Genomic DNA, 23960 nt, shown 5'->3' on the forward strand with positions numbered 1-23960 from the left:
TAGTCATCTGTGAGAATTTGCGAAAATCTGCGTTTTATTAAATCAGAAGAATAAATAGCAAACGAATATCGCGGCAAGGATGCCCGCAAAGTCTGCAAGCAAGCCGCAAGGTACGGCATGGCGGGTCTTTGCTACGCCTACGCTTCCGAAGTACACCGCAAGGATATAAAACGTGGTGTCGGTAGAGCCTTGGAAGATACATGCCAACCGTCCTACGAACGAATCGGCTCCGTAGGTATTCATGGCATCCACCATCAATCCGCGTGCACCGCTTCCGCTTAACGGTTTCATCAGAGCCGTAGGAAGCGCGCCTACGAAATCGCTATCCAGCCCGCACATCTCTACCAGTGAGGCGATGCCTTGAGTCAAGTAATCCATACACCCCGAAGCACGGAACACGCCGATAGCCACCAGTATCGCCACCAGATACGGAATGATGCGCACGGCGGTGGTGAATCCCTCTTTCGCTCCTTCGATGAATGCATCGTACACATTCACTTTCTTGCGGATGCCCGCCAAGATGAAACCGATGATAATCACAAATAGGAAAACATTGGCAAAGGTGGTAGAGTAGAGGTCGATTTGGTCTTGCGACAAGGTGCTGAAGAACCAGATGATGCCTGTTATGAATGCGATTGCTCCTCCTAAAAAGAGCAGAATCGTGCGGTTCAAAAGGTTGATGCGCTGGTAAAGAGCCACGGCAATGATACCGGCAAGGGTGGAAATAAAGGTGGCGATGAGTATCGGCACGAATACATCGGTGGGTTGTGCCGCCCCCAGCTGGGCGCGATAGACCATGATGCTGATAGGTATCAGGGTCAGTCCCGAAGTGTTTATCACCAGGAACATAATCATCGGGTTGGTAGCAGTGTCTTTCTTCGGATTCAGTTCTTGTAAGCCTTCCATTGCCTTGAGTCCGAGGGGCGTGGCGGCATTGTCCAATCCCAACATATTGGCCGCCATGTTCATAAAGATGCTTCCCGTTACGGGATGCCCTTTGGGAATATCGGGAAAGAGTTTGGAAAACAAAGGGCTAAGTACGCGCGAGAAAAGGGCGATGACTCCGCCTTGCTCGCCAATGCGCATGATGCCCATCCAAAGTGCCAGTACACCGGTCAGCCCGAGGGAAATCTCGAATGCCGACTTGGAAGAGGCAAAGGTGGAGTTGATGATGTCGGGGAATACCTCCGCGTCACCAAAGAATACCAGCCGTATTGTGGCAACAATAAAAGCCAGCACGAAGAAAGCAATCCAGATGTAGTTCAGAACCATAGTCTTATTGTTTTGTCAAGTAAGCAGATGTCTTTATGAAACGCAGATTAGCGCAAATTTTCGCAGATTATTATTTCCCCTATCTGTGAGAATCTGCGTTAATCTGCGTTTTAAAGTTGGAAACATAAAGATTTGTGCCTCATTTTCTGTTATTAAAATTCTCCGCAAAAGTAAAGAATTAATTCCGAAAATGATAACTTTGCATTCATGAAATACATTCGATTCCGATATATTCGTTGGGCGGTACTGGCTCTGCTTCTGATAGGTGTGTGGATGTTCCGCTGGATACCCGGTGCCGGAGAATGGTACGCACGGGAGGTATATCCTGGGCTTTCCGTTTGCCTTTCGGGTATGGCTTCGGTAGTTCCGTTCTTGCTTTGCGAAGTGACGGTTATCGGGATTGGAGGCTTCCTGCTGGCTTATCCTTTTGTGGCACGGCGGAAGAAACGGAGCGGATGGCACATCTTAGGGCGTGAAGTGGAAGTGTTGGTGTGGGTTTACGTCTGGTTCTATTGGGGCTGGGGGATGAATTACTTCCGGAATGATTTCTTTTCCCGTTCGGGCGTAGCGCGTGTTTCGTATGAAGAGGCACGGTTTCATCGTTTTCTCGAAGCCTATACCGATAGCTTGAATGCCACGTATGGTGTGCAGATGTCCTTGTCTGAAACCGGAATGCAAAACGAAGTGAAACGGATATACCGGCATGTGCCGGAGCGGTTCGGGCTGACCGTTCCGAAAGACTTTCAGCATCCGAAACGCTCTTTGGTAAACGGATTGTATTCGAAAGTCGGTGTGCTGGGCTATATGGGACCTTTCTTTGATGAGTCGCACGTCAATCACGAATTGCTTCCGGCACAATACCCGTTTACATACGCCCACGAGCTTTCCCACCTGCTGGGCGTGAGCCAGGAAGCCGAAGCCAATTTCTGGGCGTATCAGGTTTGCGTCCGCTCCGCAAATAGGTACGTGCGCTATTGCGGATACTTCGGTTTGCTACCTTATATATATAGGGACGCTTATCGGATATTGGGCGAAGCCGGCTGTAAAGAATGGGCAAACCATATCCGTCCCGACATTATGCGGGAACTCCGCGCGAAAGAAATTTATTGGGGAGAACGGTATAGCCCGTGGATAGGTGCGGTACAGGATGCTGTCTATAACTGGTACCTGAAAGGAAACCGTATCCCGTCGGGGACGAAGAATTATGGTGAGGTGACAGGTATGATTCTTTCCTTGCCCGAAAACTGGTGGCAATGAGGCTGCGAGAATCTGGAATTTACGGGGGGGAGTCAGTGCGTTGCGCGTTTTTTCGATTCTGGATGTATTTGGAAAAACGGAAATGACGCTTGTCTGCTTTCATTATGTATAAATGAAGTGTACGGATTGTTTGTTTTGCTTTCTTTTTGTCTGTAAAATAAGATTATTCCTGTCTGTTTGGTATTTTGTTTTGTGGCGTCCCGTTCTTCGTTCTGGAAAAAGTATTCTTCTTTCCTTATGCTTTCGGATAAAAATTTGTATCTTTACGCCCTGAAATACATACTTTAACGAACAGATGGCCATTATCATTAAGAAAGTAAGCTCGAAAAAAGAGCTGAAGACCTTTATTCGCTTCAATTACGAATTATACAAGGGAAACCCTTATTCCGTTCCCGATTTGTACGATGATATGTTGAATACCTTTAACCCGAAGAAGAATGCGGCGTTCGAGTTTTGCGAAGCCGATTACTTCCTTGCCTATAAGAATGATAGGGTCGTAGGGCGAGTGGCGGCGATAATCAACCATCGTGCTAACGATACGTGGCAGAAGAAAGAAGTGCGCTTCGGATGGATAGACTTCATCGATGATGAAGAAGTATCAGAAGCATTGCTTGATACTGTGGCACAATGGGGGAAAGAACGAGGAATGAAATCCATCGTAGGTCCGCTGGGCTTTACTGATATGGATGCAGAAGGAATGCTGATTGATGGGTTCGACCAGCTGGGGACAATGTCTACCATCTATAATTATCCCTATTATCAGAAACACATGGAAAAGTTGGGTTTCGAGAAGGATGCTGACTGGGTGGAATTTAAGATGAAAGTGCCCGAAGCCATTCCTGAAAAGTTTGTGCGTATTTCAGAAATCATACTTCAGAAGTATAAGCTGAAGATAAAGAAGTTGAAACGGAAGGAAATAAAGGAAAAGAATTACGGGCAACGCATTTTTGACCTGATAAATGAGGCATACGCTCCACTGTATGGCTATTCGAAGATGACGCAAGGTCAGATCGACCAATATATTAAGATGTATTTGCCGCTGATAGACCTGCGTATGGTGTCGATTATCGAAGACGAGGAAGGAAATCTGATAGCCGCAGGTATTTCGATGCCTTCGCTGTCTGAAGCTTTGCAGAAAGCGAAAGGGAAGATGCTGCCTTTCGGATGGTATCACCTGCTCAAGGCATTGTTCATCAAGAAACCGAAGATACTGGACCTCTTGCTGGTGGGAGTGAAGCCGGAGTATCAAAGCAAAGGTGTGAATGCTTTGTTGTTTTATGACTTGATACCGGTGTACCAGCAGTTAGGGTTTGAATACGGTGAAAGCAATCCCGAACTGGAAGACAACAAGAAAGTCCAGTCGCAATGGAGTGTATTCAATCCCGAACAACATAAGCGCCGCAGGGCTTACAGGAAGATGTTATAATTCATTTAAGTTGACAAGGTGACGAGTGGACAAGGCGACAAGGTTCTAAATAGTATCGCATAAGATTTTAAAACCTTGTCAACTTGTTACCTTGTCAACTGACTAAAAACTTTAAACCATGGCAGAAGAGAACGAATCGATACAACCGACCGTTTCTTATACGGAGGAGAATATCCGTCACCTGAGCGATATGGAGCACGTGCGCACTCGTCCCGGTATGTATATCGGACGTTTGGGCGATGGTTCGCAGGCCGAGGACGGTATCTATGTCTTGCTGAAAGAAGTGATAGACAATAGCATTGACGAGTTCAAGATGGGAGCCGGAAAGCGCATCGACATCCAACTGGAAGACAACCTGCGTGTATCTGTCCGCGATTATGGACGAGGCATTCCGTTGGGTAGTCTGGTCGATGCCGTGTCGATGTTGAATACCGGAGGTAAATACGATACGAAGGCATTCAAGAAGAGTGTCGGACTGAACGGAGTCGGTGCCAAGGCGGTCAATGCGTTAAGTTCCCGCTTTGTTGCACGAAGCGTGCGCGACGGACAGATGCGTGAGGCCGTATTCGAACGGGGAGAACTGAAAAGTGACAGGACTGGAGATACAGATGAGGAGAACGGAACATTCATTTTCTTCGAACCCGACCATACGTTGTTTCTGAATTATCATTTCCGTCCTGAGTTTATCGAGACGATGCTCCGCAATTACACCTATCTTAATACAGGGCTTTCCATTTATTATAACGGAAGGCGTATCGTGAGCCGGAATGGATTGGAGGATTTGCTGAACGATAATATGACCACTTCGGGGTTGTATCCGATTGTGCACCTGAAAGGAGAGGACATAGAGATTGCCTTTACGCATACCGCTCAATACGGTGAGGAATATTATTCGTTTGTCAACGGCCAGCATACCACGCAAGGAGGTACTCATCAGAGCGCGTTCAAGGAACACCTTGCCCGTACCATCAAGGAATTTTACGGCAAGAATCTGGAATACCAGGATATCCGTAATGGATTGGTGGCGGCAATTGCCATCAATGTGATTGAACCGACGTTCGAAAGTCAAACCAAAATCAAGTTAGGTTCGTTGGTGATGGCTCCCGAAAAAGATTCGGACGGGAATCCATATCCCCTTTCAGGCATTAGTGTCAATAAGTTCGTGGGCGACTTTATCAAGGAGAATGTAGACAATTACTTGCATAAGCATGCTGATGTGGCGGATGTGATGCTGCAGAAGATTCAAGAGTCGGAAAAAGAGCGGAAGGCAATAGCCGGCGTGACCAAGATAGCCCGCGAACGGGCAAAGAAAGCCAACCTGCATAACCGCAAGTTGCGCGATTGCCGGGTGCATCTGAACGACCAGAAAGCACCGAAAGATGAAGAAAATGACCCACGTCTGGAAAGTTCTATTTTCATTACCGAGGGAGATTCGGCAAGCGGTTCTATTACGAAGAGCCGTGATGTCAATACACAGGCTGTCTTCAGCTTGCGTGGAAAGCCGCTTAATTCATTCGGGCTGACTAAGAAAGTGGTCTACGAAAACGAGGAGTTCAATTTGCTTCAGGCGGCTTTGAACATCGAAGACGGGCTGGACGGTCTCCGGTATAATAAGGTAATTGTAGCTACCGATGCCGATGTAGATGGCATGCACATCCGTCTGCTGATGATTACGTTCTTCCTCCAGTTTTTCCCCGATCTGATTAAGAAAGGACATGTATATATTCTCCAGACTCCCTTGTTCCGCGTACGGAACCGGAAGAAAGGTGTATACGAAACGATTTATTGCTATTCGGAAGAAGAAAGACTGGCTGCGATCGAGAAACTTGGTCCGAATCCGGAAATCACCCGGTTCAAAGGTTTGGGAGAAATCTCGCCCGATGAGTTCCGGAATTTTATCGGCAAGGATATGCGTCTGGAACAGGTTTCTCTTCGTAAGACCGATGCCGTAGGTGAATTGCTGGAATTTTATATGGGAAAGAATACGATGGAACGTCAGAACTTCATCATCAACAACCTGGTGGTGGAGGAAGATTTGATTCAGTAATAATGAATGGTTGATAATGAAGAAGCGTGCAATATTTCCAGGGACATTCGATCCCTTTACCATCGGGCATTATTCGGTAGTGAAACGTGCCTTGACCTTTATGGACGAAATCATCATCGGTATCGGCGTGAACGAGAAGAAGCGGACGTATTTCCCTACCGATAAGCGTGTGCGGATGATTGAGAAGCTGTATGCCGGTAACCCACGTGTGAGTGTAGAGGCATACGATGGATTGACGGTAGACTTTGCCCGTATGCGCGATGCTAAGTTCATTATCCGTGGCATCCGTACGGTACACGATTTCGAGTACGAAGAAACCATAGCCGACATCAACCGCAAATTGTCGGGAGTGGAAACCATCTTGCTCTTTACCGAGCCCGAACTGACCGCAATCAGTTCCACCATCGTGCGCGAACTGTTGCATTATGGCAAGGATGTCACACCGTTCTTGCCGGCAGAACTTGATATTAATGAAGAATGAAGATTATGATGAAATACCGTTGCTTGATAACATGGCTTTGTGTGCTGTTTGCACTTTCAGCAGGTGCACAGAGCAACAAACTTTTAAATTCTCCTTCCCGTAAATTACAGTTGGCAGAGTTTGCCATAGCCAATCTGTATGTAGACGAAGTGAATGAAGGAAAACTGGTAGAAGATGCAATTGTCAGCATGCTGAAAGAACTTGACCCTCATTCTACATATTCCAATCCCGAAGAGGTGCGAGAATTGAATGAACCCTTACAGGGTAATTTCGATGGTATCGGCATTCAGTTCAATATGGCTACCGATACTTTATTTGTTATTCAGCCAGTGTCGGGAGGTCCTTCTGAAAAGGTCGGTATTTTGGCGGGCGACCGCATCATCGAAGTCAATGATACAGTGATAGCCGGTGTAAAGATGAGTACAGATGATGTGATGCGCCGTTTACGCGGCAAACGTGGAACAAAGGTGAATGTGAAGGTGATGCGCCGTGGAGTGAAAGAGTTGCTTCCGTTTACCATTACGCGCGACAAGATTCCTGTCTATAGTCTGGATGCTTCGTATATGGTGAACGACCGTATCGGCTATATCCGTATCAACCGCTTCGGAGCTACTACGGGCAAAGAGTTTGTAGATGCTTTGCATCGCCTGCAGAAAATGGGTATGAAAGACTTGATTCTCGACTTGCAGGGCAATGGTGGAGGATACTTGAATGCTGCCATAGAGGTCGTAAATCAATTTTTGGGCAAGAAACAACTGATTGTATATACCGAAGGGCGCCGTAATCCGCGTGCCGAGTTTGATGCTGAAGGAAACGGAGATTTCCTCGACGGACGGCTGGCGGTATTGGTGGATGAATTTTCGGCTTCAGCAAGCGAGATTGTTACCGGCGCCATACAGGATTGGGACAGAGGAGTCGTGGTTGGTCGCCGTACATTTGGCAAAGGATTGGTGCAGCGTCCCATTGACTTGCCCGATGGTTCGATGATTCGTCTTACTGTGGCTCGTTATTATACACCTTCGGGACGTTGTATCCAGAAACCTTATGAAAGTATCGAACAGTATAACCGTGACTTGATAGACCGTTACAACCGTGGTGAAATGCTGAGTGCTGACAGTATTCATTTTCCCGATTCGTTGAAATATAAGACTTTGCGCCTGAAGCGTACGGTTTATGGTGGCGGAGGTATTATGCCCGATTATTTTGTGCCGGTGGATACCACGATGTATACTGATTATTACCTGGCTTTGCGCGATAAAGGAGCCATTGTGCAGCAAAATTTGAAATGGGTGGATGCTCGTCGGACAGAATGGTTGAAGAAGTATAAAGACTTCCGTCATTTTGACCGTGAGTTTGAAGTTACTCCCGAAATGCTGGACGAGTTGAAAGCTTTGGGAGAGACATTGGGAGTTGTTTATAAGGAGAAAGAATATCAGTTGGCGATGCCTCTTATCAAAGCCCAGCTGAAAGCCCTTATCGCCCGCGACCTTTGGGATATGAATGAATATTTCCAGGTTATCAATCGTTTGAGTGACAGTATGAATAAGGCTATCGAATTGCTGGAAAGACCTGAAGAAGAGTTCTTGAAGCGTGGAACTTCTTCAGGCAGCTATTGATGGTGGCATGATGTGACAACGGGGTTGTCTTACATCATGCTCACCATGGATTGGCATTTGTTTGCTTATTTCTTCAGTTCCGGGTAACTGATACGGGTGTGGTACATCGTTTTCAGTTTTTCTTTGAATACGCTTTTCACCGTGGCAATGTCTTTGAAGGTGATGGGGCATTCTTTGAAGTTGCCGTCCTGTACCTGGCTGTCAATGATTTTGTCTACCAGGTTCGAGATGCTTTCCTCGGTGTATTCAGGCAGGCTGCGCGAGGCAGCTTCTACCGAGTCTGCCATCATCATAATCGCCTGTTCCTTGGTGAAAGGGTTCGGACCCGGATAGCGGAATGCTTCCTTATCTACTTCTTCATCGGGATGTTCGTTCTGGTACGAGATGTAAAAATATTTGGTTAATCCTTTTCCATGATGGGTGCGGATGAAGTCTTTGATGACCTCGGGCAGGTTGTTCTTTTCTGCAAGTTTCACGCCGTCGGTTACATGGCTGATTACAATTTGGGCACTTTGTTTGTAACTTAGCTGGTCGTGTGGATTCACGCCCGACTGGTTCTCGGTGAAGAAGGCAGGATTCAGCATTTTGCCGATATCGTGGTACATTGCTCCGGTACGCACCAGTTGGCTGTTGGCTTCGATACGGTTGGCAGCTGCGGCGCAGAGGTTGGCCACCTGCAAGGAGTGGTTGAATGTACCGGGAGCTACTTCCGACATTTCACGCATCAGTTTGTTGTTGATGTTCGAGAGTTCCACTAGTGTGACGTTGGATGTAAACCCGAAAGTCTTTTCGAGGATGAACAGCAACGGATAGGTAAACAGCAGCAATATGCCGTTGATGATGAAATTGATGTAGATATTCGTGTTCAGTTGCGAAACGTCGTTGACATGGATCAGGTCGAGCGCGAAATATAATACTGAATAGGCAACGACAACAATCAGGGCACTGCGTAATAACTGTGAGCGTTGCGACAGTTCGCGCAGGCTATAAATACTTGCCATGCCTGCGATGGTCTGCAGCAAGATGAATTCATGCGGCGTACGCAGGCAGATGGAGCAAAGCAATATAGACAGGATGTGTGCCATGAATGCTGTGCGCGAGTCGAGAAAGATGCGTACAATCATCGGCAGCATTGTGAATGGTACGATGTACACGCTCATAAACGGATGTGATACCATCAGTGATGAGATGACAGGGAAGAAGATAATCAGGAAGAACAGGATGCTAAGGCTTCCTTTCTTGTCGTAATAATCGCGGCGGAACAGGGCGAGGTATATCATAAAGCATCCGATGAGAATGGATACAAACAGGATTTGCCCGAATAGGGTCAGGCGTTTTTCGGTAGTGGTTTCGTTCCGTTTGTCCCATTCCCGTTGCAGGGATTTCAAGATGTTATAGGTCTGCTGGTTGATGATTTCACCCCGGTCGATGATTTTCTGTCCGTTCATTACGAAGCCTTTGGCGAATGATACTCCTGAGAGCAAGTCTTTTTTTGCCGTTTCCGATTTGTTGGCATCGTAAATAAGGTTTACGGTCAGGTAATTGTTCAGGTTGCATCGTTGCAGCAGGGTCTTGCTGAAGTGTACGGTGTCCGAATTGACCAATGCTTCATAAGCCCGTTTCGTACTGTAGATTTCGCTGATGCTTTGCAGGATGGAAGTGTTCTGGTAGACAATCTGTATGCTCAGGATACTGTCTTTGTGCAGACGCGCCAGTTGTTCGACAGGCATAATTCCTTTCCGATAGATTTCCTTCAGTTTTTGTTCGATGTAATGTGGATACGTGGGGTCGGGGATGATTTGCCGGAGTTTTCTGTTGTAGTCTTCCTTGAACTGGCTGATAATCCGTTCACCCATGGTTTCCGATAACTGGAAGTAGGGGTGGTAGCTTCTCATAATGCTGTCCTGTTCGCGTTGCACTTCGTCTTCTCCCTTGTAGATGGGAAAGTCGAACGAGGCTTGGAGCAGGCCGTATTTCCACGGTTTATTGATGTCAAACTGATAGTTGAATTGTCCTTCCCGCGGCAGGAAGTATACGATAATGGCCACTGCAGCAAGGAAGATGCCGCATTTATAGAAGAACTTCTTATATGAGAACTGTCTTTCGGTTTGGAAACTTTTCATAAGATTCGGATATTTTGCCTGCAAAATAAGAAAAAAACGGGAAAAATACCTTAATTTTGCGCTGTATTTTTTAGATAAAATCACTATGGCAGAAAGAAAAGTTAGAGTTCGTTTCGCTCCCAGCCCTACGGGAGCGTTACACATCGGTGGTGTGCGCACTGCCTTATACAACTATCTGTTCGCCCGTCAGCACGGGGGGGACTTGGTTTTCCGAATCGAGGATACCGACTCGAACCGCTTCGTTCCGGGAGCGGAAGAATACATACTCGAATCGTTCAAATGGCTGGGTATCCAGTTTGACGAAGGGGTCAGTTTCGGAGGAAATTATGGACCTTACCGTCAGTCGGAGCGTCGCGACATCTATAAGAAATATGTGAAAGTGTTGCTCGACAGTGGAAAAGCCTACATTGCTTTTGACACGCCCGAAGAACTGGATGCCAAACGAAAGGAAATACCTAACTTCCAGTATGATGCCTCTACACGTATGTCGATGCGTAATTCGCTGACGATGCCGCAAGAGGAAGTAGACCGTCTTGTTGCCGAAGGAAAACAGTATGTGGTTCGTTTCAAAATTGAACCCGATGAAGATGTGCACGTGGACGATCTCATCCGCGGCGATGTGAAAATCAACTCTTCTATTCTGGATGACAAGGTTCTGTATAAATCGGCAGACGAACTGCCTACGTATCACCTGGCAAATATTGTCGATGACCATTTGATGGAAATTTCCCATGTTATCCGTGGTGAGGAATGGCTGCCTTCCGCTCCCTTGCACGTCTTGCTTTACCGTGCTTTTGGCTGGGAAGATACGATGCCCCGTTTTGCACATCTGCCCTTGTTGCTGAAACCCGAAGGCAATGGAAAATTGAGTAAGCGTGACGGCGACCGTCTTGGTTTTCCTGTATTCCCACTGGAATGGCATGACCCCAAGACTGGTGAAGTGTCATCGGGATACCGTGAATCGGGATATCTGCCCGAAGCGGTCATTAACTTCCTTGCCTTGTTGGGTTGGAATCCGGGTAATGACCAGGAATTGATGTCGATGGACGAACTGGTGAATCTTTTCGACTTGAATCACTGTAGCAAGGCGGGGGCTAAATTCGATTACAAGAAAGGCATCTGGTTCAATCATGAATATATTCTGCGCAAGAGTGACGAGGAGATTGCTGCCCTGTTCAAACCTGTGCTGGAAGCGCATGGAGTGGCAGTGCACGATTATACCGATAGTTATCTGACAAAGGTCGTTTCACTGGTGAAAGGCCGTGTCAATTTTGTGAAAGAACTTTGGGAGCAGGCACGCTTTTTCTTCGTGGCTCCTGAAACCTATGCCGAGAAAGATGTGAAGAAACGCTGGAATGCCGATACGCCCCGTATTATGGACGAGCTGGCCGGTGTGCTGGAAGGTATCGGTGATTTCACTTCGAAACCGTCGGAAGACATTGTGATAGCCTGGATTACAGAGAAGGGATATCACTTGGGCAATGTGATGAATGCTTTCCGTCTTGCCGTGGTAGGCGAATGCAAGGGACCGCATATGTTCGACATTACCGAACTGCTGGGCAAGGAAGAGACTATCAGGCGTATGCGCCGTGCGGTGGAGGTGCTTAAATAACCGGTGTGATGATATACAATTTTGCAATCTGCCTGTTCGTAGGGGCAGTCCGTCTGATTGCGCTGTTCAATAAGAAAGTGGCGCGGATGGTAAAGGGTGAGCGTGAAGCTTTCGATGTGCTGGCACGGAAAATTGATCCGCAGGCGAAGTACATCTGGTTTCATGCCGCCTCATTGGGTGAATTCGAGCAAGGACGCCCGTTGATAGAGCTTATCCGCCGGAATTATCCTCAATACAAAATCTTGCAGACGTTTTTCTCGCCTTCGGGCTACGAGGTGCGCAAGGATTACCGGGGTGCCGATGTGGTGTGCTACTTACCGCTTGATACACCGCGCAATGTGCGCCGTTTTCTCGATGCAGCACATCCTTGCGCCGCATTTTTCATCAAGTATGAGTTTTGGAAAAACTATCTTGGTGCGCTTCATCGCCGTGGGGTGCCGGTCTACAGCGTCAGTTCCATCTTCCGTCCGCAGCAAGTGTTCTTTCGGTGGTACGGTGTAGCATATCGGGACGTGCTGAAATGTTTTACCCATCTCTTTGTGCAGAATGAAGAGTCTGTGCGCCTGCTTGCAGGGATAGGTGTCACCGCTACCACCATTGTGGGTGATACACGATTCGACCGCGTGCTGGACATCTGCCGTCAGGCGAAAGAACTTCCGTTGGTAGAAGCATTCAAGGGCAGCAATCGCTATACGCTGGTGGCTGGCAGTTCGTGGGCACCCGATGAGGATATTTTCATTCCCTATTTCAATGCCCATCCGGAGATGAAGCTTATCATTGCTCCCCACGTCATTGATGAAAACCATCTGTCCGAAATCGAAAGCAAGCTGCACCGCACTGCGGTGCGTTACACGCAGGCGACGCCAGAGAACGTGTGCCGTGCAGACTGTCTTATCATAGACTGTTTCGGACTGCTTTCGTCTATCTATCGGTATGGCGAGGTGGCATACATTGGCGGTGGTTTCGGCGTGAGCATACACAATACGCTCGAAGCGGCTGTTTATGGCATCCCTGTTGTTTTCGGACCTAACAATCAGAAATTCCTTGAAGCTCAGGGATTGAAAGCCTGCCGTGGCGGTTTTGAGATAACCGATGCTACCGGTTTCGAAACCCTGATGGATCGCTTCCTGTCCGATGAAGCCTTTCTTTCTGCTTCGGGTAAGGCGGCAGGCGATTATGTAAAAGACAACGCCGGTGCGCTGGACAAAATAATGGATATCGTCCGTTTGTGACGTGTCTTTCTTTTATCATTCGGGAAGAGGCTGTCTTTAAATGAAAGTTGTTTTTCATTTAGAGACAGCCTCTTTTGTTTATCTGTTTGAAACCTCACATCCCGAACCGCGACGTATCCACCTCTTTCGCCTCCTTCTTCTTATACCCGCCGAAGCGGTAGCTGAACGAGACGGTAAGGCTGCGGGCGTAGTTCTTCACGTGCATGTCGAAGTGCTGGGTGCCGTTGCGCGACTCGATGTCGAGGTGGTTCATCCCGTTGAAGAGGTCGGTGCCTTTCAGTTGGAGCATCGCTTTGTCGCCGGCGAAGGTGTAGCGCAGGGCGGCATCCACATAGCCCACGGCACCGAGGCGGTAACTGCCCTGTATGGCTCCTGTCTGCCCGAAGGCGGAGATTTCCAGACGGATATTGGGGCGGCTGCTCAGGGTGAAGGTGTTGGTCCACTGCCCGATGCCTGCCCACCGCTTGTTGTCGAAGGGAGCGTCGTAGTAGCGGCTCGCCTTGTCGTGCTTCAGCTGGGCGTTCAGCGTCAGCTGGCTGTCCCACCACGTGCCTACGCGGAAGGGGACGACGGCGGTGAACGTGAGCAGCTGCAGATAGTCCCAGTTCTGGTAATTATAAATGGCACGCAGCTCGTTCGAGTCCAGATATGCCATCTGCATAAAGTAGTCGGGCACGTAGCTGTATTCCGCCTGCACGATGTACTTGCTCTTCCAGATGTAGGTCAGCGTGGCGGTATAGTCGGTGTAGGGGTGCAGGCTGGCGTTGCCTTCTATCACCTGATAGCCGTTCAGGTAGCTGGTGCTGCCGCTCAGCGTCCAGTAGTCGGGATAGGTCTTGTCCGAGCTGAACGAAAGCTGGAAGATGTGTGCCGCCGAAGGCATGTAGTTCAGCGAAAGGGTGGGGTAGACCGCCCACTTCCGGTAGTCCGTCATCTTATAGTATTCCACTGCTGCCGACGCGCTGAGGTTCCATTGCGGACTGAACGCCTTGTCGAATCCGGCATAGACGTTGTAGGTATATTCATCGATGCGGCTTTCGCTGTTCATGCCGCTCATCTCGGGCAGGTCGTAGCGTTGCGAGTTGCGGTTGTTCACGTAGGTGAACGCCGTGCCGTAGTTCAGCGTCCAGCCCTTTGCGAGCGAATGGCTTTGGTCGGCATATACTTTCCAGCGGTCGATGCGCTGGTGCGAGTCGCTTCGGAAGGCGGACGGCTCGGCTTCGGTGTCGGTGAAGTCTTGCGTGCTCTCGTCTTTGTAATAGGTGTAGTCGGCGCCTGCGCTCAGCCCGAAGCCGGAGGTATAGTTCAGCGCGGCGTTATGCAGCTGCGTATCGCTCCGCTTGCCGTTGTGCGAGTCCGTCACGTTGCCCCATGCGTCTGCCGTCGATTTCCCGTCGGGCTTGAGGCTTCCGGTATAGCTGAGGCTGAGGCGGTCGTCCTCCGTGGGCTTGTAGGTGGCGGCGGTGCGGAAGGTATGGGTCAGGCTCCGTCCGCTGTCATCTTCAGACAGGCGGATGTCGTGCGTCTCTCCGTCTGCGGTGTGCAGGGCGCGGAAGTCCATTCCCTGCCGGTAATAATAGTCGCTCAGGTGGTACATCGCGTCCACGTCCCACCGCGGCGAGAGCCACGCCAGCGTCACGCCCCCGTTGCCTCCGGCTTCGTCCTTCTGCACGTAGTTGCCGTTCACCTCGCCCTGCAGGCCGCCTTCGCCAGCCTTGTAACCTTTCAGCACGAGGTTGACCGCCGCGCCGCGCACATGGTATTGGGGCGGCGCGCTATACATCACCTCCGCCCGTTCCACGCGCGAGGCTGGCGTTGCCTTCAGCAGGGCGATGAGCTGCTCGGCGGTCATCGACGAAGGCTTGCCGTTGAGCACGATGCCCAGGCTTCCGCTTCCGGCAAGGGCAGGCACGCCGTCTTTCTCCACCACGCCCGGCAGCTGCAGCAAGGCTTCGTAGGCATTGGTCACGAGGCGGCTGGCGGCGATTTGCGCCACGTCGTAAGTCAGGCGGCTGCCCTCCACCTTCACCAGCGGACGCTCGCCGCGCACCGTCACCTCGTCCAGCGCATAGTCGCGCGGCGTCAGCACGAGGGTATCCGCGTCTGTCCCGCTCCCTTCGCGGATGCAGGTATTATAAATAAGGTGTTCCACGATGAGGCGGTACCTCTCGGGACGCTGCCCGAAGCGGAACGCCCCCAAGCTGTCGGTCAAGGTCGCATCGATATAGGTAGAGTCGGCGGTTTGCAGCACCACCGTAGCGGCTTCCACGGGCTGCCGGTCGGCATCGGTCACCGTCCCCGTCAGGCTTTGGGCGGAGAGTGTAGCCGTACAAATCCCGCACGTCAGTAATAAAAAGAATGTTTTCATGTCGTTCTGTCGTTTTTGATTGATGCCGCAAAGGTAACGAGCCGCCTCCGCATCGGTGGTTAACGCAAGGTTAACGTAACGTTAACGGGCACCTTTTTCACCACAGATTACACAGATTAAGATAATTAATTTTTCTAATCCGTGTAATCTGTGGTGAAAAAATACCGCATAAGAGTGGGGAATGGAAAATCCTTATAAAAGTTGTATCAACGTATAACTTTTACTACTTTTACAGCATGAAACAAAAGGAGACAAGCAACGAAATCTATGACATCAGCGCATTGCTTGATGAAGAATTGGGAAAAGAGGGAACGCCCGAACGGGAGAGAAACCGTGAAAAAGCATGGGAGGAATACAACGCACAGATTCTGATGGACGCCCGAAAGAATGCCCACCTTACGCAGCCTTACGCAGGCGGAACTGGCACGGCGCATCGGTGCGGACAAAAGCTACATTTCAAGGATAGAACGGGGACTGACCGTTCCTACCGTTGCCACACTTTACAAGATAGCTGCCGCAATGGGAATGACGGTAGAATTGCGCCCAATCTGACAATCATAAATCACGGTAGGGGCGAGGTCCGCTCGCCCGAAGACATCCGCTGTAGATGCATTCGGGCGGGCAGACCCCGCCCCTACAATTTGTCACACAATCGGCTTGACCACCTCAACCCTCATCCCCAGGGCGTGCATTATCCGGTAGAAAGTGGCGACACTGGGGGTTATCACTCCTTTCTCAATCCGTGAGATGTACGATTTTGTCACGCTGAGGCGGTCGGCAAGCTCGGACTGGGTCATTCCCGCCTCCTTTCTTGCGTCAAGCAGAATCTGGCTTGTGTAGAACGCATACGCTTCTTCGTCGAACTTCGCACGTTCGGGCGTGCCGGGCGCACCGAACTCCTTATCCAGTTCAGCGCTGATGTCGGTCAGCATTTCTTCGTTTGTATTCATAATATTCCTCCTTTATTTGTAATGCCTTTGCTATTTCCGAGGGCGGCGTCTTCTGCGTCTTCTTTTGGAATCCGTTGAAAAGCACTACGATTTGCCCTTCATCAAAGATAAAAAAGATGCGGTAAATATTTCCATTATACGATATGCGCAACTCATACAAGCCGTCGCGTATGGCTTTTATGAATTTCACAGGCATCCTGTCTTCTGTTTCCAATAGCGACAAGACGTATTTCACTTTCAACACTTCCTTCTCGCCCAATGCAGAAAGGAAGTCCTTATAGTATTTCCCGAATGCGATTATCTTTCGTCTCATAGCGCAAAGATAACGCAAGTTGCAATATAATGCAACTTTTGCAGGATTTTTTTCCTCTGCGTCTTTGTGTCTCTGCGTTTGGCTGCCGTCACGCCGGATTTTTTCGCTTCGCCCAACAAATCGTGCAATCCGCAAGAACCGCCCATTCGTCCCGAAACGGTGAAAAAACGTAGTCCAGAGCGGATTTTCCCCGCCAAACTGTTGCCCAATCCGCCGATTATGCTAACTTTGCGTGCGGATGCGTTTCGGCGGCACTTCGTAGCCCTGCGGAAGCTTGCGGAAACGTTTCGGCGGCACTTCGTAGCCCTGCGGAGGCTTGCGGAAACGCTTCGGCGGCACTTCGTAACCCTGCGGAGACTTGCGGAACCGCTTCGGCGGCATTTCCGAGGGGTACGGCACCGCGAAGAAACGTATCTTTAACTTTTAAAGTATCTACATCATGGCAAATCAAATCAAAACTTTCGGCATGAGCCGGATGACTATCGGCTCGTGCAGCGATTTCCACACGAAAGTAAACGACTGCATCACCGCCACCACTCCGGCGGCACTGCACATCACTGAAAAAGCCACGGCATACAGTGCCGCCAGCGAGCTTCTGGCATCCATAGTCAACCGCGAACGGGCTTTCGTTGCCACCGCTACGCTTGCCGAGGCGGACGACGTGCGCGACCGTGCTTCGGGGGTCATCGGGCAGGTGGTAAACGCTTACCTCACCTCGCCTGTCGCCGAGAAAAAGGCGGCGGCTACGTTGCTCGACGCCAAGATGTCGCCCTACCGCGGCATCCGCAAGCACGAGTACACCAAGCAGACCGCCGAGACACGCGGGATGCTGGCGATGCTCGATGCCGAGGCTGAGGCGGTCGCCGCATTGGGGCTGACGGAGGAAGTGGAGGCGGTGCGTGAGGCAAACGCCGCTTTCGACACTGAATTTTTGAAGAAGACCGAAGAGATGAGCAGCCGCATGACGAAGAGCGACGTGAAGTCGGAAGATGCCGTCAACGAGGCGAACGCTCTCTACCAGGATATCGTGCAGACGGTGAACGCCTACGCCATTGTGCAGCCTTCGGACGAGATAAACACGTTCATCGCGAGCGTGAACGGGCTGGTGGGCACGTATTCGTCGATTGCGGGCAGCGCATCGAAAGGCGGCTCCGCATCGGGCGGCGACACGCCTGCGCTGGAACCCGAAGAGTGATTTGCACCACAGATTACACGGATTATTTACGTTATTTCCGGCGACAGCAGTAGAGACGATGTGCACATCGTCTCTACATCAACACAGATTGTTTTTATTTACGATTTGAACATTGAAAGAAGAAACGAAAGGAGAAACACTATGAACCAGAATGTGACATTGAGCATCAATAGCAACGTACTGCAACAGGCATCCGACTATGCACGTTCGAAAGGGACCGATTTGTCGGAATTGGTAGAAAATCTGTTGAAGCAGGTGACGGGAAGCAAGCAGAAAGAGAAAATCCGTCCCGTTTCGGAATTGGACCCGAGGGTGCAGCGTCTGGTCGGCGTTGTCCGCCTGGACGAGAAAGAAGTGGGACTGGACGGTGAAATCAGCAGAACGGAACATCTGGAGAGAGAATGAAAACAAGAATTTTTTTAGATACCAATATCGTGATAGACATCATTGGCGACCGCCAGCCTTTTTGCGTACCGGCTGCAAATATTTTAGATTTGGCCTATAGCGGTAATGCCGAACTGTATGCCACCGCATTGACGTTTGCCAATGCTCTTTATGTATTGCGGAAAAGCCTTGGGACGGAAGACGCTACCCGTTACCTCAGGCAGTTGAACGAAATCGTCCGTGTGGCTCCTGCCACCCAGCATGAAGTGGAACAGGCTTTCCGTTCCGAAAATCCGGACTTCGAAGATGCCATTCAGTATTTTGCAGCTGTAGCGGTAGGAGCGGATGTTATCATCACCCGTAATTCCAAACACTTCAAGCTGTCGGATATTCCGGTTATGGATGCTGCCCGATATTGCAACGATTATATTTAGATTCCGGTAACCGCCATAAACGCCGATGAAAGAGATAAGACACTTACGCTGGATAGCCCTCATCGCCCTGCTGGCGATAGCGGAGCTGCAATACGTGTGGCTGGCGAACAGCTACCGGCTGGCGAGGGAAAGCCTGCGGATGAAGGCGGACGAGGTGTTCCGCGATGCTTCGCTGGAAGAGGCGTTCCACCGGATGTCGGTATACAAGGAGCGGAAATTCGGCAAAGACACCACGCTGTCGATGAAATTCGAGGTGGACACCGCCACTTCCGTCTTCCGGAACATGCCGAACCGGTGGCTGATGTCGAGCATCCATACCGGCCTGCAGGATTATATTTATACGGAAATACACCAGGACGTGTCGCTCCCCGTGCTCGATTCGATTTACGCCCACATGCTCGACTCCGCCGGTATCCGTGCCGAGGTGGCTTCGTGCATCACCGACTCCACGGGGCGGGTGCTCCGTTCTTCCGTGGGGAAAGAGCTGCATCGGGAGGGCATCCTGAAGACCGACTCGCTGATGCTCGACTTCAATGAGGCACGCTTCGTGCAGGGCATCATCACCAACCCCTACTGGGTCATCGCGCGGCGCATGACGCTGGTGCTGATAGCCACGGTGCTGATTATCGCCGTGGCGGTGGTGTGCGTGGTGTGGCAGGTGCGCATCATCCTGCGGCAGGACAAGGTGGCGAAGCTGCGCGAGGACTTCTCGTACGCGATGATACACGACATGAAGACGCCGCTCAGCTCCATCGTGATGGGCACGCGCATCCTCGAGACCGGACGGCTCGACAGCCAGCCGGAGAAGCGGGCGCAGTATTTCCGCATCCTGCGCGAGGAGGGCGAGCACCTCATCAGCCTGACCAACAAGGTGCTGACGCTCGCCAAACTGGAGCACCGCCAGCTGAGGCTCGACAAGACGGAATGCCTGCTGCGCCCGATGCTGGAGGACCTTGCCGCAAAGTATCAGGCGAAGGCGGAGAAGCCGATACGCTATGTATGGAAGCTGGACGCTCCGGCGGTGTATGCCGACGAGGAGTTTCTGCGCGAGGCACTGAGCAACCTGATAGACAATGCCGTGAAATATTCGGGCAGTGAGGTGGAGATAACCTTCGCTTCGGCGAAACGTGCCGACGGAAGCATCGCGGTCTCGGTGCGCGACAACGGCTTTGGCATTCCGTTGAAGGACCAGGCGAAGATATTCGAGAAATACGAGCGTGCCTCGGCGGCAAGCCGGAGCCGGGGCGGAGGTGCACCGGGCTTCGGGCTGGGGCTGAACTACGTGCTCCGCATCGTGGAGGCGCATGGCGGCACGGTGAAGCTGGAGAGTATCGAAGGCGAGTACAGCGAGTTCACGCTGGTGTTTCCTAATACAGTAGTTAAGGAGTTAAGTAGTTAAGAAGTTAAGTCAATACTTCTGCAATTTACTTGCCGATATTGACTATTGGCTTAACTTCTTAACTACTTAACTCCTTAACTTCTTAACTCCTAAAATTAAACAAATGACAAGACTATTATTGGTAGAAGACGATGCCAACCTGTGCTACATCATCCGCGGCGGGCTGGAAGACATGATAGGCGGCTACGAGATACAGACCGCCGCAGACGGCGAGGAGGGCTTGCGGATATGGAAAACGTGGAAGCCCGATGTCATCGTGTCCGACATCGAGATGCCCGTAATGGACGGCTACGAAATGGTGCGCCGCATCCGCGAGACGGACGAGCGCACGCCTATCCTCTTCACTTCGGGCAGGGTGTCGCCCAAAGACGTGGTGAAAGGATATGAACTGGGCGTGAACAACTACATCAAGAAGCCTTTCCTGCCCGAAGAGCTGCATGCCCACGTCACCGCCCTGCTCAGGCTGACGCAGGGCAGGCAGGCGGAAGCCCACGAGACGCTCTTCCCGATAGGCAGGCTCTACACGTTCAACGCCGACCGCTCTACCTTATTAAAGGCGGACGGGGAAGCGGAAACCCTCACTGTGCGCGAGGCGGACCTGCTCCGCCTGCTGTGCGAGAACAAGGGTAGGGTGGTGCGCCGCGAAGTCATCCTCTCGCGCCTGTGGAATACCGAAGACGACTATTTCGCCTCGCGCAGCCTCGATGTCTTCGTGTCGCGCCTGCGCAAGCTGCTCGCTGCCGACGAGAGCGTGCAGCTGAAGACGGTGAAGGGGGTGGGGCTGCAGCTGGTGGACTGATGACGTTTTAAACTAAATTCTGTATTTGTCCAATTGGCTGTAGGGGCGTATCGCATACGCCTTGAAGACATCCGCGTGGATAAGTGGACGCATTCGGGCGTATGCAATACGCCCCTACATGGGATGTTTACGGATATTCAATTTAAACTAAATATCTTATGAAAAGAATTTCTTTGATTGTGATGTTCCTGATAGGAACGTGTATGGTTCGTGCCCAGCATATCACCGGCTCGTGGCATGGCGATTTGAACGCAGGTTCTCAGAAACTCGGCATCGTTTTCCATTTCGAAAAAGACCCGGCTGGAAAAGATGTGGTGAAGATGGACGTACCGGCACAAGGTGCCAAGGATATTCCTGTAAAAGTGGACTGGCTTGCCGATGATTCCGTAAGCCTGCAGGTGCCGGTAATCAATGTGGTTTATACCGGAAAGTGGAAGGAGGGAACGGTGGAAGGCACTTTTGTCCAGCACGGGATGTCCTTTCCTTTGAATCTGACAACAGGAGAACAGGATGCTCCTGCTCGTCCGCAGGAGCCTAAGGGAAGTCTGGAATATAAGACCGAAGAAGTGAGCTTCTCCAACGATGCAGCCGGTGCCACGCTTTCAGGCACATTGACCTGTCCGGCAGGTTATTCCGAAGGCAAGAAAGTGCCGGTGGTATTGATGGTGACCGGAAGCGGTGCGCAAAACCGGGATGAAGAAGTGTTCGGGCACAAGCCCTTTCTGGTCATAGCCGATTATCTGGCAAAGAACGGCATCGCTTCCCTGCGGTATGACGACCGGGGCGTAGGGCGTTCTACAGGAAACGTCAAAGGAGCCACTTCAAGAGATTTTGCGGATGATGCGGCAGCCGGCATTGCCTGGCTGAAGGACAGCCGCCGATTCGGCAAGGTCGGTGTGCTGGGGCATAGCGAAGGCGGAATGATTGCTTTCATGCTGGGTGCCGATAGCGTTGCCGACTTTATCGTCAGCATGGCAGGACCGGGAATCAAAGGCGACAGCCTGTTGGCAGAGCAGCAGAATGCCCAGTTGCGGCTTTACGGCAAGCCGGCAAACCGGACCGTAAAGCAGGTGCGTGAAGAAATGAAGCTGCAGCCCAAGAATGCCTGGCTGGACTATTTCGCTGATTACGACCCGGCATCCGACATTATGAATACCACTGTGCCTGTAATGGCTATCAACGGCACCTACGACATGCAGGTGCTGGCGGAAAGCAATTTGGGGGCAATCAGGAAATACTTGGCGGACGGCAACCGGCAGAACCTCATCAAGGAATATCCCGGACTGAACCATCTGTTCCAGCATTGCCAGCTTGCTACGTCATTGGATTATTACCGCATAGAAGAGACTTGCGCTCCGGAAGTGCTGAAAGACATTGCGGACTGGATAAATGCACTCCGATAAACGGAACGCAGAGGTGCAGGAGTGCCTCTGCGTTCGGCTATGATACGGAGAATCACTCGGCGTTCTGTTTCAGCCACTCCATACGCCGCATGTCGGGCAGGTGTTTTACCTGGAAGTGCTCGAATGTCACGTTGAAGCCTTCGCCATCGGGGCAGGCACCCATTACGCCTACCATCATCGGGGTGTTGTCTGCCATCCAGGCATTGCGCATCATGGTGTAGGTCTGGTCGTCGAACGAGTAGAACACTTCGACGGCATCTTTGCGGCGTATTGCTTTAATCCATACGTAGGGTACAGGCTTGTCGAGCGAGATGACGCTCCAGTCGCTCGTGTGGTGTGTGACCACGGTACTCAGGTTGAATTTCCCGTCCACGAACTCGATTCCTGCCTTGATGTAGTTTTCCTTGTCGATGCGGAGCATCAGCCCTGCCTGGTCGAAGCGCACCTTGTAGTCTCCTGTAATCTTGACTTTCACTTCAAACTCGCCTCCGTAGGTGGCATAATAAAACGGTGCATCATCGACGGTGAATCCGTAGTGCGAGATGCGCCAGTAGTCGGTGTGCGGAGTGACCGACATTGTCAATGCTTTGTTTTCAATTTTCCATTGCTCCGGTTCGTTGAACCATTGCATTTTCTCCAGTGTCTGTGCCTGGCAGGTCAATGCAGCCAGCACGAAAAGTGTGCAGAAGATTGTTCTCATATCGGTTTTTGAATGAATATAATGTTTACCTTTGCAAAGGTAAGGCTTCCGGCTGGGAGACGCAATGCTTATTAATAACTATTTTTTTCTTGCAATGGATGCGCAACAAGAACTCGACCGCACGCTGCAAAGGCAAGATTTCGGACGCGACACACTGCTGTCCGACAGTCTGGCGGCATACATACAGGCTGCTCGGATGTATGCCCAGATAGAGATTGCGATAGCCGTGCTCAGCGACTTGCAGGCAAACCGTAGCTATATCTATTATGGTGGGGTGGGTGATGTGCTGGGTGTGTCACCGTCGGGTACCAGTCATGAGACCGATTCGATATGGGAAAAGGAAATATTCGACCGTATACAGCCCGATGATCTGGTGAGAAAGCATGCCCAGGAACTCCGTTTTTTTCATTTTGTGAAAAAGCAGCCTCTAGGAATGGGCGGTATTATCTGGAGATGTATGTGCGGATGCATACGGCTGTCCGAGGTTATGTGCCGGTTTGTCACCGGATGTATTACGTCATCAGTCCACAGACGGGTAATGTGGTTTTTGCCTTGTGCCTGTATACTTTGTGTGCTGCTTTGTTGCCTGACGTGTTGGTTGATTCGCTTACCGGTAGCCGTACCGGCATCGATTGTCAGTCTTGCGGGAACTTGTTGTCGAAACGTGAGAGAGAGGTTTTGTTGTTGATAGCTCAGGGAAAGATGAGCAAAGAGATAGCCGACAGATTGTCTATCAGCATCCATACAGTGAGCCGTCACCGGCAGAATATTTTAGAAAAGTTGCATGTCGGCAATTCCATCCGTGCACTGGATGTGGCGAGAGAGTTGCATTTGTTGTAAGCGTTTGGTGATATATTCCGTTTGTCGGTTTGAATTGAAAAAGATTATTTGTGTAATTACTTTTAGATACGGATGTAAAAAAGCAGCTGTCTCAAACCTTATTTTGAGA

21 protein-coding genes and 1 pseudogene are annotated in these 23960 nt (G+C 50.6%); 16 read left to right on the forward strand and 6 right to left on the reverse strand.

Annotation, left to right across the window (positions count from 1 at the left end):
- Positions 1 to 42: 42 nt before the first annotated feature.
- Positions 43 to 1272, reverse strand: coding sequence for a spore maturation protein (locus tag B5G04_RS04090; RefSeq protein WP_087249481.1), 1230 nt, complete (start codon positions 1270 to 1272; stop codon positions 43 to 45).
- A gap of 207 nt (positions 1273 to 1479) precedes the next feature.
- Between B5G04_RS04090 and B5G04_RS04095 the strand changes: the two genes are divergently transcribed.
- The 5 genes from B5G04_RS04095 to B5G04_RS04115 all read left to right on the forward strand — a co-directional run bounded on the left by B5G04_RS04095 (position 1480) and on the right by B5G04_RS04115 (position 8099).
- Positions 1480 to 2529 (forward strand): DUF3810 domain-containing protein, encoded by a 1050-nt coding sequence (locus tag B5G04_RS04095; RefSeq protein ID WP_087395921.1) that lies wholly within the window; start codon positions 1480 to 1482, stop codon positions 2527 to 2529.
- A gap of 295 nt (positions 2530 to 2824) precedes the next feature.
- Complete coding sequence (locus B5G04_RS04100; protein ID WP_087249485.1) at positions 2825 to 3955, forward strand: N-acetyltransferase; 1131 nt, start codon at positions 2825 to 2827, stop codon at positions 3953 to 3955.
- Between the two features lie 118 nt (positions 3956 to 4073).
- Positions 4074 to 6002 (forward strand): DNA topoisomerase IV subunit B, encoded by a 1929-nt coding sequence (locus tag B5G04_RS04105; protein ID WP_022040551.1) that lies wholly within the window; start codon positions 4074 to 4076, stop codon positions 6000 to 6002.
- 16 nt (positions 6003 to 6018) lie between these two features.
- A complete protein-coding gene (gene coaD, locus B5G04_RS04110) occupies positions 6019 to 6483 on the forward strand; it encodes a pantetheine-phosphate adenylyltransferase (protein WP_087209133.1) in 465 nt (154 codons plus the stop codon).
- Positions 6484 to 6488: 5 nt separating this feature from the next.
- On the forward strand, positions 6489 to 8099 hold the full coding sequence (locus tag B5G04_RS04115) for a S41 family peptidase (protein ID WP_087249511.1): 1611 nt from the start codon (positions 6489 to 6491) through the stop codon (positions 8097 to 8099).
- A gap of 65 nt (positions 8100 to 8164) precedes the next feature.
- On the opposite strand, the gene B5G04_RS04120 is transcribed toward B5G04_RS04115, so the two are convergent.
- Positions 8165 to 10222, reverse strand: coding sequence for an HDIG domain-containing metalloprotein (locus tag B5G04_RS04120; RefSeq protein WP_022040554.1), 2058 nt, complete (start codon positions 10220 to 10222; stop codon positions 8165 to 8167).
- 85 nt (positions 10223 to 10307) lie between these two features.
- Between B5G04_RS04120 and gltX the strand changes: the two genes are divergently transcribed.
- Both gltX and B5G04_RS04130 read left to right on the forward strand, forming a co-directional pair.
- Positions 10308 to 11834 carry a glutamate--tRNA ligase gene (gltX, locus tag B5G04_RS04125; RefSeq protein ID WP_087209130.1) on the forward strand — a complete coding sequence of 509 codons (1527 nt, stop codon included), beginning with the start codon at positions 10308 to 10310 and terminating at the stop codon, positions 11832 to 11834.
- Positions 11835 to 11842: 8 nt separating this feature from the next.
- Positions 11843 to 13066 carry a glycosyltransferase N-terminal domain-containing protein gene (locus B5G04_RS04130; RefSeq protein ID WP_087249487.1) on the forward strand — a complete coding sequence of 408 codons (1224 nt, stop codon included), beginning with the start codon at positions 11843 to 11845 and terminating at the stop codon, positions 13064 to 13066.
- Positions 13067 to 13160: 94 nt separating this feature from the next.
- On the opposite strand, the gene B5G04_RS04135 is transcribed toward B5G04_RS04130, so the two are convergent.
- A complete protein-coding gene (locus B5G04_RS04135; RefSeq protein ID WP_087395923.1) occupies positions 13161 to 15434 on the reverse strand; it encodes an outer membrane beta-barrel family protein in 2274 nt (757 codons plus the stop codon).
- A gap of 236 nt (positions 15435 to 15670) precedes the next feature.
- Between B5G04_RS04135 and B5G04_RS20190 the strand changes: the two are divergent.
- Positions 15671 to 15986 (forward strand): annotated as a pseudogene (locus B5G04_RS20190) (helix-turn-helix transcriptional regulator).
- 92 nt (positions 15987 to 16078) lie between these two features.
- Here B5G04_RS20190 and B5G04_RS04145 read toward each other — a convergent pair.
- Positions 16079 to 16384: a helix-turn-helix transcriptional regulator gene (locus B5G04_RS04145; protein WP_022040558.1), complete on the reverse strand. Its 306-nt coding sequence runs from the start codon at positions 16382 to 16384 to the stop codon at positions 16079 to 16081.
- A complete protein-coding gene (locus B5G04_RS04150) occupies positions 16344 to 16697 on the reverse strand; it encodes a type II toxin-antitoxin system RelE/ParE family toxin (RefSeq protein ID WP_022040559.1) in 354 nt (117 codons plus the stop codon). Before B5G04_RS04150 ends, B5G04_RS04145 begins: the two co-directional genes overlap by 41 nt.
- Positions 16698 to 17136: 439 nt before the next feature.
- Here B5G04_RS04150 and B5G04_RS04160 point away from each other — a divergent pair, with 439 nt between their 5' ends.
- From B5G04_RS04160 to B5G04_RS04185, 6 genes are all read left to right on the forward strand, one after another.
- Entirely contained in the window at positions 17137 to 17892 is a 756-nt protein-coding gene (locus B5G04_RS04160) for a DUF6261 family protein (RefSeq protein ID WP_087395927.1), read from the forward strand.
- Positions 17893 to 18033: 141 nt separating this feature from the next.
- Positions 18034 to 18297 carry a DUF6364 family protein gene (locus tag B5G04_RS04165; protein WP_087395929.1) on the forward strand — a complete coding sequence of 88 codons (264 nt, stop codon included), beginning with the start codon at positions 18034 to 18036 and terminating at the stop codon, positions 18295 to 18297.
- The gene (locus B5G04_RS04170) at positions 18294 to 18710 is read left to right on the forward strand and encodes a PIN domain-containing protein (protein WP_087395931.1); all 417 of its coding nucleotides are present in this window, start codon (positions 18294 to 18296) and stop codon (positions 18708 to 18710) included. The genes B5G04_RS04165 and B5G04_RS04170 overlap by 4 nt, the downstream gene beginning before the upstream one ends.
- 25 nt (positions 18711 to 18735) lie before the next feature.
- Complete coding sequence (locus tag B5G04_RS04175) at positions 18736 to 20109, forward strand: HAMP domain-containing sensor histidine kinase (RefSeq protein WP_087249495.1); 1374 nt, start codon at positions 18736 to 18738, stop codon at positions 20107 to 20109.
- A 103-nt stretch (positions 20110 to 20212) separates the two neighbouring features.
- Entirely contained in the window at positions 20213 to 20908 is a 696-nt protein-coding gene (locus B5G04_RS04180) for a response regulator transcription factor (protein ID WP_087209103.1), read from the forward strand.
- 158 nt (positions 20909 to 21066) lie between these two features.
- Positions 21067 to 22311, forward strand: a complete 1245-nt coding sequence (locus B5G04_RS04185; protein ID WP_087249497.1) for an alpha/beta hydrolase — start codon at positions 21067 to 21069, stop codon at positions 22309 to 22311.
- 52 nt (positions 22312 to 22363) lie between these two features.
- Here the strand turns inward: B5G04_RS04185 and B5G04_RS04190 are convergent, their stop codons facing one another.
- Positions 22364 to 23011, reverse strand: a complete 648-nt coding sequence (locus tag B5G04_RS04190) for a DUF1349 domain-containing protein (protein WP_022040565.1) — start codon at positions 23009 to 23011, stop codon at positions 22364 to 22366.
- Positions 23012 to 23105: 94 nt separating this feature from the next.
- Here B5G04_RS04190 and B5G04_RS19640 point away from each other — a divergent pair, with 94 nt between their 5' ends.
- Together B5G04_RS19640 and B5G04_RS19645 are read left to right on the forward strand one after the other, a co-directional pair.
- Positions 23106 to 23699 (forward strand): hypothetical protein, encoded by a 594-nt coding sequence (locus tag B5G04_RS19640; protein WP_158100036.1) that lies wholly within the window; start codon positions 23106 to 23108, stop codon positions 23697 to 23699.
- A 14-nt stretch (positions 23700 to 23713) separates the two neighbouring features.
- Positions 23714 to 23851 (forward strand): LuxR C-terminal-related transcriptional regulator, encoded by a 138-nt coding sequence (locus B5G04_RS19645; RefSeq protein ID WP_239414031.1) that lies wholly within the window; start codon positions 23714 to 23716, stop codon positions 23849 to 23851.
- The last annotated feature ends 109 nt before the right edge of the window (positions 23852 to 23960 follow it).

Origin of the sequence: Bacteroides sp. An51A, from assembly GCF_002161565.1 — a bacterium.
GTDB lineage: Bacteria > Bacteroidota > Bacteroidia > Bacteroidales > Bacteroidaceae > Phocaeicola > Phocaeicola intestinalis.